Genomic DNA, 15,861 nt, shown 5'->3' on the forward strand with positions numbered 1-15,861 from the left:
TTGCAGCGTTTATAATATATTTAAGGAAAGCAGTATCAAAGGTATGAGCCATAAGTTTGCCGAGTATGACCAGTTACGTCTCTCTCTCGCAGGGGAGGAGATGCTTCAGAGGTGGGAAGAGGAAGGGCTATTCTTACAGAGTCTTCGTGAGCGCAAGGATGCCCCATCATTCGTATTCTACGAGGGACCTCCCTCTGCCAATGGGATGCCCGGCATTCACCACGTGATGGCTCGCTCGATCAAGGATATTTTCTGTCGCTACAAGACCATGAAGGGCTTCTCAGTCGAGCGCAAAGCTGGCTGGGATACCCATGGCCTACCCGTAGAGCTGGGCGTAGAGAAGGCCCTCGGGATCACCAAGGAAGACATCGGCAAGACAATCAGTGTAGCCGAGTATAATGCGGCCTGTCGTCGGGATGTGATGAAGTTTACCCGTGAGTGGGAGGATCTTACCCAAAAGATGGGCTACTGGGTGGACATGCAGCACCCCTATATCACCTACGACAATCGCTATATCGAGACCCTTTGGTATCTGCTCAAGGAGATCTATGGCAAGGGCTTGCTCTATAAGGGCTACACCATACAGCCCTATTCGCCTGCCGCTGGGACGGGGCTCAGTACTCACGAGCTCAATCAGCCTGGTTGCTACCGAGATGTGAAGGATACTACCTGCATCGCCCAGTTCGCCATCCGTAAGCCCCTGCCTGAGATGCAGGGCCATGGCGAGGCCTACTTCCTCGCTTGGACGACAACTCCCTGGACGCTTCCTTCCAATACAGCCCTTTGTGTAGGCCCTGAGATCGAATATGTGGCCGTACGCACCTTCAACCCCTATACTGCTGCCCCCATCACCATCGTTGTGGCTCGGGCCTTGCTCGCTAGCCTTGTGAGCCTAGAGCTAGAGGGTGCTGAGCATTTGTCCGCCTACAAGCAGGGCGACAAGCATCTGCCCTACCAGATCGTTGGCTCGTGGATGGGTCGAGAGCTCGAGGGTCTCGAGTATGAGCAATTGATCCCCTGGGTACGTCCTGAGGCAGGGGCTTTCAGAGTGATCCTCGGCGACTTCGTTACTACGGAGGATGGTACAGGTATCGTACATATTGCGCCCACCTTCGGAGCAGATGATAACAAGGTCGCTAGACAGAGCGGTGTGCCCGCCCTGCTCGTCAAGGATCGGGAGGGCAATGAGCGTCCATTGGTCGACCTCTCTGGTCGCCTCTATCGACTCGAGGAGCTAGACCCAGAGTTTGTTTCGACTCAGGTGGATGTCGAGGCCTATATCCCCTACGCAGGCCGCTATGTCAAGAATGCCTACGACGAAGAGCTCACGGACAAGGACGAGACGCTCGACGTTGCTATCGCCCTCTCGCTCAAGGCTCGAGGGCAAGCCTTCCGAATCGAGAAGCATACCCATAGCTACCCCCACTGCTGGCGCACGGACAAGCCCGTCCTCTATTACCCACTGGATAGCTGGTTCATCCGTACGACCGCCTGCAAGGAGCGCATGATCGAGCTTAACCGTACCATCAACTGGAAGCCCGAGAGTACAGGTACTGGTCGCTTCGGCAAGTGGCTAGAGAACCTGCAGGACTGGAACCTCTCCCGCAGCCGCTACTGGGGTACTCCGTTGCCGATTTGGCGCACAGAGGACGGTCGAGAGGAGCTCTGTATCGGCTCTGTAGCCGAGCTCTACGAAGAGATCGAACGCTCTGTACAGGCGGGCTTCATGACTGAGAACCCCATCAAGGACTTCGTCCCAGGGCTATATACTCAGGAGAATTACGACAAGATCGATCTGCACCGCCCCTTCGTGGACGAGATCACGCTCGTCTCCCCCTCGGGTGCGCCCATGCATCGTGAGGCCGACCTCATCGACGTGTGGTTCGATTCGGGAGCTATGCCCTATGCACAGATGCACTATCCGTTCGAGAATAAGGAGCTGGTGGAGAGCGGTCGAGCTTTCCCTGCGGACTTCATAGCCGAGGGGGTAGACCAGACCCGTGGATGGTTCTTTACCCTGCATGCGATCTCGACGATGATCTCGGATGCTGTCAGCTACAAGGCCGTGATCTCCAATGGTCTCGTTTTGGACAAGAATGGCAACAAGATGAGCAAGCGTCTAGGCAATGCCGTAGACCCCTTCGAGACCATCCGTACCTACGGTGCTGATGCTGTACGCTGGTATATGATCTCGAACTCATCCCCTTGGGATAACCTCAAGTTCGACATCGAGGGCGTCGAGGAGGTGCGTCGCAAGTTCTTCTCAACCCTCTACAATACCTATCAGTTCTTCGCCCTGTATGCCAATCTCGATGGCTTCGACCTCGAGGCCGAGCAAGTACCCCTCAGTGAGCGTCCCGAGATCGACCGTTGGATCCTCTCAGCTCTGCATTCGCTCATCCAGGAGGTCGATGTCCACTATGCCGACTATGAGCCTACCCGAGCTGCTCGAGCCATTAGCGACTTCGTCAGCGAACAGCTCAGCAACTGGTATGTACGCCTTTGCCGTCGCCGCTTCTGGGCTGGAGAGATGACTAACGACAAGCTCTCGGCCTATCAAACCCTCTATGCTTCGCTCAAGGCTGTTGCGCAGCTGATGGCCCCCATCGCCCCCTTCTATGCCGACCAGCTCTATCGTGATCTGCACCCTGGGCTTTCGGGGGCTCAGGGCTCTGTACACCTGAGCCTCATGCCAGAGGCCGACGAGGCCTTCATCAACAAGCCTCTCGAGGTGAATATGCAGATGGCTCAGCGCATCTGCTCGATGGTGTTGGCACTCAGACGTAAGGTGAATATCAAGGTGCGTCAGCCTCTACAGACCCTCATGATCCCTGTGCTGGATGAGGCTCAGCGACTCTCGATCGAGCCTGTTGTCCCCCTCATCCTCAGTGAGGTCAATCTCAAGGAGCTTCGCTTCGTCGGCGATGGCCAGGGGGCTCTGGTCAAGAGGGTGAAGCTAGACTTCAAACGCCTTGGCCCTCGCTATGGCAAAATCATGAAGGCCATTGCAGCCCTCTCGGCTATGCTCTCTCAGGAGCAGATCGGTCAGCTGGAGCGCAGCGGTCGCCTCGAGCTCGAGGTTGAGGGGCAGACTGTAGTCCTTGAGCGTGAGGATGTAGAGATCTACTCGGAGGATATCCCTGGTTGGCTCGTGGCCAACGAAGGAGCTCTGACCGTAGCCCTCGACATTACCATCACGGACGAATTACGTAGCGAGGGCCTGGCCCGAGAGCTCATCAATCGCCTGCAAAACCTCCGCAAGCAGAGCGGCTACGAGCTCAGCGACCGTATCCATGTTCGCCTGCAGCAGAGTGCAGAGATGGAGCAAGCCCTCAGCCTCTATGCCTCATACATTGCCCGAGAGGTGCAGGCAGAGAACTTTGAAGTTGTACCTCGTATCGAGAGCCCTGTCGAGCTAGACATGGATGGCTTCTCGTTATGGGTGTCGATCAGTAAATAGCTTTTACGTACAAACCAAACACTATACACCAATGAGTACAGATCAGAGAGTTGCATACTCGGACGAAGACCTGCAAGAGTTCAAAGAGCTTATCCTCAAGAAGCTGGAGCAAGCTACGGCAGACTACGAGCTGCTGCGTGCAGGGGCTAGCATGGCCTCGGGCAATGATGTTGCCGATACGTCGCCTACCTTCAAATCTCTTCAAGAGGGGGCTACGATCCTCTCTCGGGGCGAAGCTGGCCAGCAGGCTATGCGTCTGCTCAAGTTCATCCAGGGACTACAGGCAGCCCTCGTGCGTATCGAGAAGAAGACCTACGGCATCTGTCGTGAGACGGGCAAATTGATTCCCAAGGAGCGTCTGCGTGCCGTCCCTCATACGACTCTAAGCATCGAGGCTAAGCTCTCGGAGAAGAAGTAGTCTATGCAGATCAAGGCGACTACGGGCAGACAAGGCTGGTGGATGCTGCTGTTGATCATCGTTCTCTTGGTGATCGACCAGGTGATCAAGATTTGGGTCAAGATGACGATGATCGAGACACAGTCCTATGAGATTACCTCCTGGTTCTATATTCACTTCTTGGAGAATGAGGGGATGGCCTTTGGCATCCAGCTCGGCAGCAAGCTCTTCTTAACCCTTCTGCGTATCGTAGCTATGGGGTTAGGGGCTTATTACCTCAGTAGGCTCATTCGTCGTCAGGTCTATGGCTTGGGCTTCATCGCTTGCCTGGCTATGATCATTGCCGGGGGAGTGGGCAATATCATCGATAGCCTCTTCTATGGGGAGATCTTCACCTCGAGCGTGGGGCAGGTCGCTGAGCTCGTGCCTTGGGGTGAGGGCTATGGTAGCCTCTTCTATGGCAAGGTGGTGGATATGTTCTACTTCCCACTGATCAAGACTACTTACCCCGATTGGTTTCCTTTCTATGGGGGCGAACCCTTCATCTTCTTCGCTCCAGTCTTCAACTTCGCGGATGCCTGTATCAGCATCGGTGTGATTGCCCTTCTAATCTTCTACCCCCGTACTTTCGCTCATATGCTTGACGGGGTAGGGAAGAGGGGGCAGGCTGCAAGCGGCAGTTCTTCCATCGACTAAGTCCCCTCTATTCTCATGCGTGAGCGCAAGTCCTCTAGCATACTCATCAGCCTCCTATCGGTCTGCGTCTTTGTACTCGGACTGGTGGGGGGCTGTTCGTCTCGAGGCTGGTCGAAGATTGGCAAGGATGAGATGAGGCCTCTGCTCATCGAGATGGCCTTGCTCAACTCTGCCCTACAGCAGGAGTACACGCCCGACAGTCTCCGCCAGGGTGAGTATGCTGCCCTCCTGGCCCGCTATGGCTATACGCAGGCAGACTGGGATAGCTCGATCATGTGGTACGCTCGCTATGATATGACGCTTATGCACGACTTCTATCGTGTAGCCTATGACAGCCTAGAGGCTACCCATACGAGGCTCAAACAGCAGCATGAGCAGATTGTAGCCGAGGAGGCCCGCCAGTATCAGCTCAGTACCTACAATCTTGACTCGGTAAACTTCCTCCCCTCAGAGCCCAGCTATCACGCCCTTGATGGCGGCCTGCTCTATCGCAGCTTTGACCTAAGCCCTGGCTCTCCCTACGACTCGACTCGTCGCCTGAACTTCTCGGTGCGCCTCACGGGTCTCCCCGAGCTGGACAGTCTCGGTGCGCTACGCCTCTACCTATACCGCTACCTCAAGGACTCGACCACTCGGCTCGATAGCCTCCTGATCTTGCGCTCAGGGATACATAGTATCGAGGTGCAACAGCAGGGTAAGGAGCAGGTTGTGCGCTGTGTAGGCCACATCAAGGGCATACTGCCTCTGAGATCTTCGGGGCAGAGGATCGTAGCCCTGGATAGCTTCAGCTTGGTACGCTATTCGCTCCCAGGGTCAGGCTACGACCCTAATGACAACTGGGCAATGCCCGAAGACTATTAACCCACGCCAAACACCCCTCGTACAATGTCCCCCATGCGCTTAGAGCCTCGGGTGCGCTATGCTGCGCATTATATTCGTCTCGGGCACTATTGTCTCCCTCGAGCAAGCGTGTGCCTGGACGATGAGGGCAGGCTGGAGCTCAAAGCCTTCGAGGCGGAGGCGGAGCGCACGATCTTCGTCAGTGGGACGATTTTCCTACGCCCTGACCCGCTCTCGAGGGATTGGGCGCAGCAGGAGGCTTCACCCGCTCAGGAGGTCTCACTAGAGGAGCTGGGGGCTTTGCTGCAGGGATCTTCTTCGTGGCAGGTCGATCTCTCTGCGACCTACTGATCCCCTGGTCTGTGTCTAGCCCCCCTGTCCGCTGCTGGCATAGGCCTCGGAGCTTATTGATAGCTCGTTGTCTTGGAGGGTGAATAGCTCAATAATTCTTATTACCTTTGCGGGGCAAATCAGGAGAGGTGCTCGAGTGGTTGAAGAGGCACGCCTGGAAAGCGTGTATACGCCAAAAGCGTATCGGGGGTTCGAATCCCTCTCTCTCCGCAGATCGTTAGGGGTGCAAGTGCAGTAGTGCGCTTGCACCCTTTGCTATTCCCCACCTCCTCTCCTCGAGGGCTGACGAGGGCTCGGACGAGCTCCCGATAGGCCCTCGGGTGTATGCCCCCTAGAGGAGTGTATGCGTTCTCGAGAGGGCTGCCAGCGAATGCCCTATAGGGACGAAGTTGAGCATCCCTCGGGGCAACGGATGAAGTCCCGATAGAGCCTCGATCAAGGTCTAAGTAGAAGCGCACTCGAGACTCAGATAGGAGTTCGATCGAGGTATAAGTAGGACTTCATTCGAGCTCCTATTGGGGTCTCAGTAGAGGTTTCGATAGGTACTCTTTGTCCCTCCACGGGTCAGCGAGGGTGGAGCTACATCTTCCTCAATCGAGGGGGGCTACAGAGGTTCATACAGAGCACTTTGCTCTTGGATAGGATGGGAAAGCCTCGCCCCATCCTTTATCCTCTCACGGGAGGGGGAGAAGTGATTGTCCATTGTCAGATTATGACTACCTTTCGGAGGATATTCTCAGCCCTCGGGGTCGAGCATGTCCTATTTGTCGAAAAATACCCAACTGAGAACTTATGAGTGTGCCCGTGTACAGCCGTCATATCTTTATCTTTCCCTTTCAGTGGGATTACATCGCCCACTCTTCGGGCAAGGGCGATAGCCCCTATCGTGAGCGCACGAGCCTCGAGGCTTTTGATCGTGTGTTCTCCGAGGTTAGCCCTCTGCGTCGCACCTACTTCGAGATCGGCACCTCTGCCGAGCACTACAGCGAGTATGTCTACTTTCATCCTTTCGTCCGCCCCGCCCTCTTTGCCACGAAAGAGAATGAGTCGGTCTACTGCTATGAGCTTGCCGAGCCTGGAGGCTCTTACAACATCAAGGTTCGTGGGGATGCAGAGCCCTACCAGTTAGTCCTGGAGAAAGTTTCGGTACAGGTCTTCGATACTGGTGTGGGGGTGATGTCATTCTTCCTACGCAATGAGAAGCATCCCAATCAAGAGGATATTCTGCGCATCAACGACTTTGGTCGGCGTATTTATCCTCAATTTATGGCTCAAGATGATCCGCTTGCTGCTAAGAACGTTTTCTTAGCCGATTCTATTTCGGGGCAGCTGGGAGAGTTAAACTTCCACGATGATTTCAAGCAATATACAGAGCCGATAGATCACAGAGGGGTCTTCCTGCCTCCCGACCATATCCGTCAAATCTTTGGCTATAAGCCAACAGATAGGGTTGGGGATAGTTATTGTCGCTTTGTCTTTAGAGACTGCGACGAACGAAAGGAAAAGATCCGTATATCACCCGTTATGGATGATCGGATGTACTTCTTGAGCTTTTATAACAATGCCAGTCTTGTAAAAAAGCTGGAAGCCTCAGAAAAGACCAATAAGACAACTGTCGATAGCATTAACTGCTATGAATCTGGAGAGATGAAGGACTTTTGGTCCAAATATCTATTTGGAGATGGTAAAGATATCGGGCTAGCGAATGCTGATTTACAATTATCTGAAACTAAACGATGCACCTACAATAGATGGGTTGGATATGGTACACTGATGGGCATGACTAGAGATTCTTCTGTTTATCTGACAACGGCTGATTTTATCGAAATTCACTTTATGACAATGTACTACCGAATGGCAGTACTCTGTTTGGTACAGCGAGCCTCTATTCTGCGCTTTAGAGGAGAGATTACCTACCTCACTTGTCAGATTCGCAAGAATAGGCGTCAAGTAAGCCAAAACATCAAGGAGCTTTACGAGGACTATATCCGCTTCATCAACGAGATTCATTTCCGTGAGGTGAGCTCTCAAATTCAAGGCATTGAGATGTACCAGCTCTTCCAGCGGAATATGGGGATTACAGATGATGTCCAGGCTCTAGAGGATGAGCTAACCAAGCTCTTTGATTATCTAGATGTGGAGGAACAAGGAGAGCTCAACAAAACAGCTGCGTTTTACTTACCTATCAGCATTATCATAGGAGCTCTAGGGGTTAATTTCTTTGCTAAGGAGGGCTTCTTAGGTTACCTTTGGGGGCAGAGTGTCTCTGCTGATAGTTGGACTTTGGGGGATGTCCTTACAATCATTATTATCGTCCTCTGTCTGCTCACTCCTATTATTGCACGCTATCTAACTACTAAAAAATAAAAGCTATGGAAACCGAAATAAGCTTTGAATGTGTGGTTCTCATCATTTCATTAGCTGTCGTTATAAGCATTCTTATTGATCGATATTATCGTTTTAAGACTCGCGATGCAGAACTCAAACATGAGAAGGAGCTGCAAGCCGCTCGTTTGCAAGACCTCAAGGAGCAGAGAGAAGAGAAAAAGAGAGAAAAACAAGAGGAGCAAGAGAAGGCTCAATCTTCAATAGGCCATTAGCTATGCACAAACTAGAATTTCAGCTCACGCAGCACACCCCGATTATTCACTTTCAGTCGGGGTACGAGGGGGCAACGCTTCGGGCTTCGGAGGTTAAGCCCAAGCTCGATCGGTATCTGCTCAAGAAGATCAAGAAAGAAGATTTGAATGCGGATTGGTTCATCTACCAAGAGAAAGGGGCGTTGGACTATAAGCTGCGTTTTACCCTACCCGAGGGAGAGCCCGTGCAGACTTATCTTCCCCTCAATCAGGTGAGTGAGCGCAAGGAGATGGATCTTAGGCGAGACTTGAGGCGTAAGGAAGAGCTTAGGGAGGTCGAGATCCTCCCCTCGACCCCTTACTTCGCCAACGAGGAGTGGCTCAATAGGCGAGAGGGGCGGCCTCGCCTAGCTGTTCAGGCGGGCAGTGTGCAGGGCGAGATCTACACCAAGCATGAGGGCCTGCTAGAGGTCATCAAGGCTCATTTGGAGGACTTTTTCCTCTTGCACAACTTCGGGGCAAGGCAGACGAAGGGCTTCGGGAGCTTTACCCTCGCCCGTATCGGGACGACGTCTTTGGGTTCTTCTCGGAAAGAAATTGCCAAGAAGATGTATCACAACCAGGTGCTAGATTGCCTTGAGAGCAAGGTGGATCTTCGCTTTCAGATGGATCAGATCAGGAGGTTTCACAACAAGATCAAGACGGGTCAGAGGGGGAGGCCCTCGGAGCTGAGGTATTACTTCCAGGACAAATCCCTCGACTGGGAGAAGCCCATAGAGCGAGAGCTGGTCGGTCTGCCCACCGAGAGTGCTACCCTAGAGCGGAGATACCTTCGGGCTCTGCTCGGCCTTCATGGGCACTTTGAGTTCCCACAGCAGGATAAGCGAGTGGTGGTCTCTCATGATGAGATTAAACGTTTTGCCTCGCCGATTGTCTATAAACCTATCGGGAGCATCATCTATCTGATCCTTTCGGAGATCCCAAAGGAGATGTTTGGGACTGAATTCACCTTCACCCTCGATCCTGAGGAGGCTGGCAAGTCTCGAAAGGTCTATACCCCTGACAAGAAGTGCTTCGAGGGCTCTAGGGGCTTCTTGGACGACTTCCTAGGTTTCATCGAGGATAGAGACCTCCGATCTGTAAAGAATTTATTATGAGCACATACACCATCATTACCATAGGGCCGATCGTTAAGACGTTCGGCAAGGCTCGCAAGGTTAAGGCCTACTGGAGTGCAAGCTATATGTTCTCCTGGATCATGAGAGAGCTACTCAAAGAGCTAGCGGAGAAAGGCTATAAGGTTATATCTCCTTATTATGTTTCTGATTTAGGGAACCAATCTCTGCTGAGTCAGGTTGGGCTATTCCCCGATAGGGCTATCGTTACAAAGGAAGTCGAAGAGCTCGAAGAGATTAAGGCCGACCTAGAAGAGATTAAAGCCAAGGTGATTGAAACCCTTGCAAAGAAGATTGGAGGCAAGAGTGCAGAAGCTCTAGAAGCCTACCTCCAGAGCTATATCTACATCTATGGTTTTCCACTCGCGTGTACGGGAGAAGCAGAATTCGTTAAGGGTCTGAATTCCCGCCTCGATGCGCTCGAGCTTAGGCAGAGGGCAGCCACCGGGGAGGACACTCAATTCAAGAAACTCCTCGCCAGCAACAACGGCTTCATCAACAGCTATCTAGACGTACAAAAGAAAGAGGGTGGCAGTGCTAGGGTTCCCTTCGAGACGACCTCTCGCATTGCCGTCTCGGGCTGGTTGACCGATGAGGAGATTGAGGAATACACAAGAGGAGAGCATGAGGTTGCGATGGACTATGCAAGGCTCTCGACAGAGAAGCGAGATAGCTATCGCAACTGTTACAAGTACTTGGCTGTAGTCAAGGCTGATGGAGATAGCTTTGGCAAGTTCCTCGAAAAGCTGACGGAGGGGCAAATGCAGGAATTCTCTAGATACTTCTTCAACTTCTCTCAGAAAGCGGCTGAAGAGCTCATGAGGCTTAAGGGCATCCCAGTCTACATCGGAGGGGACGATCTCTTTTTCTTCACCCCTATCCTCAGAGATGAGAGCCAGCAAATCTTTGATCTCATTGAGGTTGTCGAGAAGCAGTTCAAGGACTTTAGGGATAAGCTGGTTGCGGAACACGAAGAACTCTTGAAGGAACTGGAGAAAGGTGAAGCTCAACCTCTGACGATGTCCTATGGCGTGAGTATCTTCTACTACAAGAGCCCTATGGCCGAGGCGATTGATGTCGCTGGTAAGCTCCTCGATCGGGCTAAGAAGAGCGGGCGAGATCGGGTGGCCATCTCCATCCACAAGCATAGTGGACGAAAGATTGAGTTCATTTTGCCTTGTAAGTATAGTACTAAGGAGAGTGAAGATAAAGCTCTGTACCAGGAGGCTATAGGACTTGTCCGAGGATATTCTGCCGATCAAGAGGCGATGCTCGATGGGTTGATCCACTGGTTGAATGAGATGTTTGACCTAGTCATCACGCCCATTCTCAGTAATGAGAAGGAGGAGGTCAAGAGAGAGCAGCGGCTGCTTGCCCTGTGTAAGAACTTCTTCGACGAGGAGATCCACGATAAGCCGGACAAGAAAGTATTCTTGGGCAAGGTATTCAACTTCATTGCTCGACTGGCCAGCAAGGGCCATAAGGCAGAGGAGATCAAGCAGCTCATCTATGGACTGCTGCGCTACTGCCAATTCACAACAGATAAAGAGGAGAGATAACTATGCCTACCTATTTAGTTAAGCTGAAACCACTGGAGAAGTTCTTCTTTGGGCAGAAGCATAAGTTCAACGAAGACGATTCGGTCAATTACTACCTGCGCTCGGCTCGCTTCCCTCAGCAGACCGCCCTGCTGGGCCTGCTGCGCTATCAGTATCTCCAGCTTGCTGGTACAGGTATCTATGAGAATAATAAGATTGTTAATTGGAGAGAGGCAGATGCTCTGGTTGGCCCTTTTAGCTTCAATCCCGATAGAAATGCAAAAAACGAGTTCGGTCAGATACAATCTCTCTCGCCCGTCTTCTTGATGGATACCAAAGAGAAGGGAAACCCGACACATTACTTCCCTATTGGTAGGAGATATCAGCGAGAGGGTGAAGAAGACAAAGGGCCGTATCAAGTGCTTGAGCTCGATGCGAAAGGGGAGTGCCTCAGTAACTATTCTCCTAAGAAAGATCATCCCCACATGTGGGCTAGTGCCGAAGGTACACCAATCTCGGAGGATGACTTCTTCGGAGTAGACTGCCGAGTGGGTGTGCGAGCCGAGAAGTGGAAGAAGGACAAAGGGAGTCCCGAGGAGTATGGCTTCTTCTATCAAGAGTTTGGCCGCTTCAAGAACGAGCAATGCACAGTGCACACCGACTCAGATGGCTGTGAGGTAGAGCCAGAGAAATGTGTGCAGGAGCCCTGCCTCAGTCTATGCTTCGCCTTTTACTATACTTGTTCTGTCGAGAGCAAACTGCCTGCTAGCGAAGTCGTCTTCCTAGGAGGTGAGCGACAGTCTTTCTTGATGGAGGTAGAGGACGCTGACAAAGTCAAAGATGCAGAGACGGTTTATCAGGAGAAATGCGACGAGGTGCTTCAGACCCTGCCCAAATCTCCCACTCATAGCGTCGTCGTCCTCCTCTCGGATGCAAGGATTGAGGTCGATTGGGAGGCTGTTTCCTTCGCTATCACAGAGATTAGAGACTTTGCTCGGGTAATTGTTCCGAAAACAGACATAAACGATGAGTCGATAAAAAACATCTCTAGTAGGAAGCATCTTCTGGCGCAGCCACCTCTAGAGCTGTATGCTCGGGGATCGCTCTTCTACTTCGCCGACGACGAGAAGGCTAGGGAGTTTGAGCAACTGGTTCGCAAGGCTAATAACTTCCATAAGATCGGCTATAACTACACCCACCTCATTCCTAAGAAAACTAACTAAACAACCATCATGAAGACAGCTGCATATCTAATTAAGTGCCTCACCAACCTGCATGTGGGTATCGGTGGTGCTAGCTACAGCGTAGTGGACAACTGTGTACAGCGAGATGTAACGAATGGTCGCCCCTGTATCTATTCCTCGAGCCTCAAGGGGGCATTGAGGCAATTCTTCGAGTCGAGCCCCAATAAGGGTAGCCTACCTATTGTGGATATCTTCGGAGGAGAGGGCAACCAGCAGACAAATCAGCATGCAGGGAAATTCACCTTCTTCCAAGCTAACTTGCTGGCCTATCCCCTAAGGGATGATAACGAACCTAAAGGCTACAAGCTAGCTTCTTGCCCCGAGTGGCAGCGGGATATCCAAGCACTTTGGACGCAGATCAAGGGAGTGGGAGAGCTTGACCTTAAGCCTCAAGACTACTCTAATGAAAGCCACAGCACACTTACTGAGGCCATCAAGGAGCTCCCCGTTATTGCCCGCAATAAGCTCAATAACGGCGAGAGCAAAAACCTCTGGTACGAGGAGGTAGTGCCAGCAGAAAGCTGCTTTGTCTTCTTTGTCTCTGGCCCTGAGGAGCTCTTCGGAAAGTTCGACGAGGAGCTCGACAAGGAGCTCAATGGGCAGCTCGTGCAGATCGGGGCCAATGGCTCTGTAGGCTACGGCTTCTGTACAATCACAAAACTCATTTAGTTGATACTGCTATGATCATAAGTAAGGAGAAGCAGGCGGAGCTGATCTCTCTAGCGATAGAGGCGATCCAAGCTGTCGGGATTGCTGGTGGAGATGGCAGGGTTCAGAAGGTGCACGAGGGCTACATCAATGCCCTAGGCCCAGCGATCATTCAGTCTGGCCTACTCCCCACGCTCATCTTCTACAACAAAGGTGGCGATCAAGAGGAGAGCAATGCTGAGGGGGACCTTAGCCTATGGCTCAAGGCCCTCCTCTATATGCATCAACCCGAGGGGCGCAACAAGATAAGGCAGAAGAAAGGGCATGAGTGTATCGCTGAGCTGCTCGACAGGCGCAGCGGTACGCTGAAAGATCTCTCCCAAGAAGGACCGATCAAGAGGCTTCGGGGGGAGGTGCTCCAGTATGTTGTCGCTCTCAAGCTCGCCCTACGCACCTTCGAGATAGATGACCCTAAGAAGAAAGGAGGCAAGGTATGAACTACGGAAAGCACTATTATCAGGACTATTTCGACACCCTGAAGCTCAATGCTCAGGGGGAGCTGATCGATATCGACCAATTTGAAGGAGGGAAAGGCTTAACCGAAAAGAGGCCTATGACCACGAAGGACAATGCCCTGGATCGACTGTGGCCTCGAGAGGCAGAGGCGGACTCTGCTCCCTACTATAGCTTTAGTCTACAGACGACTTACCCAGGTCTACTCTGTGGCATCGGCTATCATCACGAGGTCAATAAGCCGAAGGATGAGGAGGCAGTCCCATTCTTCCAGCTGGGGATGTACTTCGACTATAGCTCTGGGCTGCCCGTTATCCCTGGATCGTCTGTCAAGGGTGCGCTAAGAGCTGCTGTAAACGAGTGGGAGTTTCTAGCAGATGAGGCAATCACGGTGTTGATCAAGGAGCATAAGCCAAGCCTCCTTGAAGAGCTTAAAGACAGTGAAAAGCTAAAAAAAGCCTTCATTGACGAAGTTTTCAAAGGACTGGAGTATCAAAAGGAGGAAGAAAATGCCAAGGAGAAAAGGTTCTCTATCTATGAGCGAGATATATTCTTTGATGCAATCCCTGTCAAAGCCAAGAGGAATCTATTGGGGGAAGACTATATCACGCATCATCCGAGTGTCTTCACCGATCCCAATCCTGTACGCTTCTTGCGCGTCGAGCCAGAGGTAACGTATCGCTTCCGCTTTTTGCTCTACGATGGAGGGCTATTCCCTGCCGAACTCAAGAAGCAGATCTTCAGAAAAATTATTCTAGAGTTAGGTCTAGGAGCCAAGACCAATGTGGGCTATGGCCGCTTTCGAGAGGAAGACTCAGCTGCTACTCCCGATGCCCCTCGCCCTACGCATCCCTAGCGAGGGGACTACAGGTGAGGCCTCGATAGGCTCGTAGGTGAGAGCCTACTGTGGACTCTGTCAAGCTCTCGGCTGGGTCGTTGCTGAGACTCAAATAGGATCTCCATCGAGGTCTAGATAGGACTTCACTTGAGGTCTAAATAGGATCAAATAAAAGGCCTCGGTAGGTGCTCCATGGAGCACCTACCGAGGCCTACTTTGTCGCTGTGGGCTGAGGGGCTAGGAAGCTATCTCTAGACGCTCGTGATGGAGAACCTTGTTGTCGAGAGACTTGCTGCTAGACCTGCTGCCAGTTCGCTGCGAAATGACTATATTTGTATGCCATATAGGGCTTGTCCAAGAGCCCCCCTAGGCTAGCCGCGAGTGGCGAATATCCAAAATGAAAATATTGATATAAAACTAGATCGTATATGAAGTTCGTAGTAAGCAGTGGTGAACTCATGCAGCACCTGCAGACTGTCGCCAAGATCATTTCGACCAAGAGTGTCTCGGTCGTTCCCGTACTGGGCAACATCCTCTTTGAGCTCGAGGGCAATCAGCTCAAGCTATCGGCCGCAGACCTAAGTAGCCGCATCACCTCTACGCTCGAGGTGAGTAATGAGGGCGGAGCGGGTAGCTTCACCGTGCCCGAACGCATCATCCTCGAGTCGATCAAGGAGCTCCCCGATCAGCCCGTTAGCCTGGAGGTCTCTCCTGAAAGCCTAGAGGCTACGCTGACCTACAGCAATGGCCACTACAACTTCGTGGCGACCTCGAGCGATACCTATCCACAGGCGATCTCTCTCGAGGGCTCTACGCATAGCCTTAGCCTTTCGGCCCGAGCTCTACAGACTGGCCTGGAGCGCACTATCATTGCCGCCAGCAGTGATGAGCGTCGCCCCATCATGACGGGGGTGAACTTCGACTTCCTCGAGGACAAGCTCGTCCTCGTGGCCTCGGATGGTCGCATCCTGGTCAAGTATACCGATCATAATGTCAATCCAGGCTTCACGGCGAGCTTCTGCATGCCGGGCAAGATCAGCCAGCTGCTCTCCCGTTCGCTTCTACCCAAGGAGAATGCGGACATTACCTTGTCCTACGATGACAAGTATGTGTGCATCCAGATGGAACGCTTCACGCTGACCGCTAAGCTACTCGACGGACGCTTCCCCAACTACAACTCTGTGATCCCCTCGTCCAGTCCCTATGCTGTCGTGGTGGATCGGGAGAGTCTGCTCTATGCCGCTAAGCGTGTCTCGATCTTCTCCAATAAGGCAAGTAACCTTATCCTCCTGGAGGTTGGTGAGGAACAAATTCGCATCACGGCCAATGACCTCGACTTCTCTGTAGCTGCCGAGGAGTCTATCCCCTGTCAGTGCCTCCCCGCCGATGCTCGCATTCGGATCGGCTTCGACTTTAACATGCTACAGCAGTTGCTCTCGGGTCTCTCCAGCGAGCAGATTACCCTAGATCTAGCAGATCAGACTCGTGCAGGCGTTATCACCCCTAGCGAGACTGAGGAGGGTATAGAGATCTGTAGCCTCATCATTCCACTCAAGCTGGTCGGCGAATAAGTCCCGAGACG

The 15,861-nt window shown here is 52.4% G+C and carries 14 protein-coding genes and 1 tRNA gene; all 15 read left to right on the plus strand.

The annotated features are described in order from the left end of the window. Positions 1–43: 43 nt before the first annotated feature. The 15 genes from ileS (at position 44) to dnaN (ending at position 15,850) form a co-directional block, all read left to right on the plus strand. Positions 44–3,460, plus strand: a complete 3,417-nt coding sequence (ileS, locus tag HQ37_RS02710; protein ID WP_036880001.1) for an isoleucine--tRNA ligase — start codon at positions 44–46, stop codon at positions 3,458–3,460. A gap of 31 nt (positions 3,461–3,491) precedes the next feature. Beyond that, a complete protein-coding gene (locus HQ37_RS02715; protein WP_036880003.1) occupies positions 3,492–3,878 on the plus strand; it encodes a TraR/DksA C4-type zinc finger protein in 387 nt (128 codons plus the stop codon). 3 nt (positions 3,879–3,881) lie between these two features. After that, entirely contained in the window at positions 3,882–4,553 is a 672-nt protein-coding gene (locus HQ37_RS02720) for a lipoprotein signal peptidase (protein WP_036880005.1), read from the plus strand. Between the two features lie 15 nt (positions 4,554–4,568). After that, entirely contained in the window at positions 4,569–5,414 is an 846-nt protein-coding gene (locus HQ37_RS02725) for a DUF4296 domain-containing protein (RefSeq protein ID WP_036880008.1), read from the plus strand. A 33-nt stretch (positions 5,415–5,447) separates the two neighbouring features. Further along, positions 5,448–5,744, plus strand: coding sequence for a hypothetical protein (locus HQ37_RS02730; RefSeq protein ID WP_152566771.1), 297 nt, complete (start codon positions 5,448–5,450; stop codon positions 5,742–5,744). A 122-nt stretch (positions 5,745–5,866) separates the two neighbouring features. After that, positions 5,867–5,954, plus strand: a tRNA-Ser gene (locus tag HQ37_RS02735). Positions 5,955–6,536: 582 nt separating this feature from the next. Further along, on the plus strand, positions 6,537–8,111 hold the full coding sequence (locus HQ37_RS02740; protein WP_036880014.1) for a hypothetical protein: 1,575 nt from the start codon (positions 6,537–6,539) through the stop codon (positions 8,109–8,111). 5 nt (positions 8,112–8,116) lie between these two features. Further along, the gene (locus tag HQ37_RS02745; RefSeq protein WP_036880017.1) at positions 8,117–8,344 is read left to right on the plus strand and encodes a hypothetical protein; all 228 of its coding nucleotides are present in this window, start codon (positions 8,117–8,119) and stop codon (positions 8,342–8,344) included. Positions 8,345–8,346: 2 nt separating this feature from the next. Then, positions 8,347–9,480: a hypothetical protein gene (locus tag HQ37_RS02750; protein ID WP_036880021.1), complete on the plus strand. Its 1,134-nt coding sequence runs from the start codon at positions 8,347–8,349 to the stop codon at positions 9,478–9,480. Beyond that, positions 9,477–11,057 (plus strand): type III-B CRISPR-associated protein Cas10/Cmr2, encoded by a 1,581-nt coding sequence (gene cas10 / locus HQ37_RS02755; protein ID WP_036880024.1) that lies wholly within the window; start codon positions 9,477–9,479, stop codon positions 11,055–11,057. Before HQ37_RS02750 ends, cas10 begins: the two co-directional genes overlap by 4 nt. Before the next feature lie 2 nt (positions 11,058–11,059). Beyond that, the gene (locus HQ37_RS02760) at positions 11,060–12,259 is read left to right on the plus strand and encodes a type III-B CRISPR module-associated Cmr3 family protein (protein WP_036880026.1); all 1,200 of its coding nucleotides are present in this window, start codon (positions 11,060–11,062) and stop codon (positions 12,257–12,259) included. A gap of 9 nt (positions 12,260–12,268) precedes the next feature. Then, the gene (cmr4, locus tag HQ37_RS02765; RefSeq protein WP_036880029.1) at positions 12,269–12,949 is read left to right on the plus strand and encodes a type III-B CRISPR module RAMP protein Cmr4; all 681 of its coding nucleotides are present in this window, start codon (positions 12,269–12,271) and stop codon (positions 12,947–12,949) included. 11 nt (positions 12,950–12,960) lie between these two features. Beyond that, positions 12,961–13,425: a type III-B CRISPR module-associated protein Cmr5 gene (gene cmr5, locus HQ37_RS02770; protein WP_052080705.1), complete on the plus strand. Its 465-nt coding sequence runs from the start codon at positions 12,961–12,963 to the stop codon at positions 13,423–13,425. Beyond that, positions 13,422–14,297, plus strand: a complete 876-nt coding sequence (gene cmr6, locus HQ37_RS02775; RefSeq protein ID WP_052080706.1) for a type III-B CRISPR module RAMP protein Cmr6 — start codon at positions 13,422–13,424, stop codon at positions 14,295–14,297. Before cmr5 ends, cmr6 begins: the two co-directional genes overlap by 4 nt. A 410-nt stretch (positions 14,298–14,707) precedes the next feature. Continuing rightward, on the plus strand, positions 14,708–15,850 hold the full coding sequence (dnaN, locus tag HQ37_RS02780) for a DNA polymerase III subunit beta (protein WP_036880032.1): 1,143 nt from the start codon (positions 14,708–14,710) through the stop codon (positions 15,848–15,850). Positions 15,851–15,861: the final 11 nt, after the last annotated feature.

The organism is Porphyromonas sp. COT-239 OH1446 (genome assembly GCF_000768875.1).
Classification (GTDB): Bacteria; Bacteroidota; Bacteroidia; order Bacteroidales; family Porphyromonadaceae; genus Porphyromonas.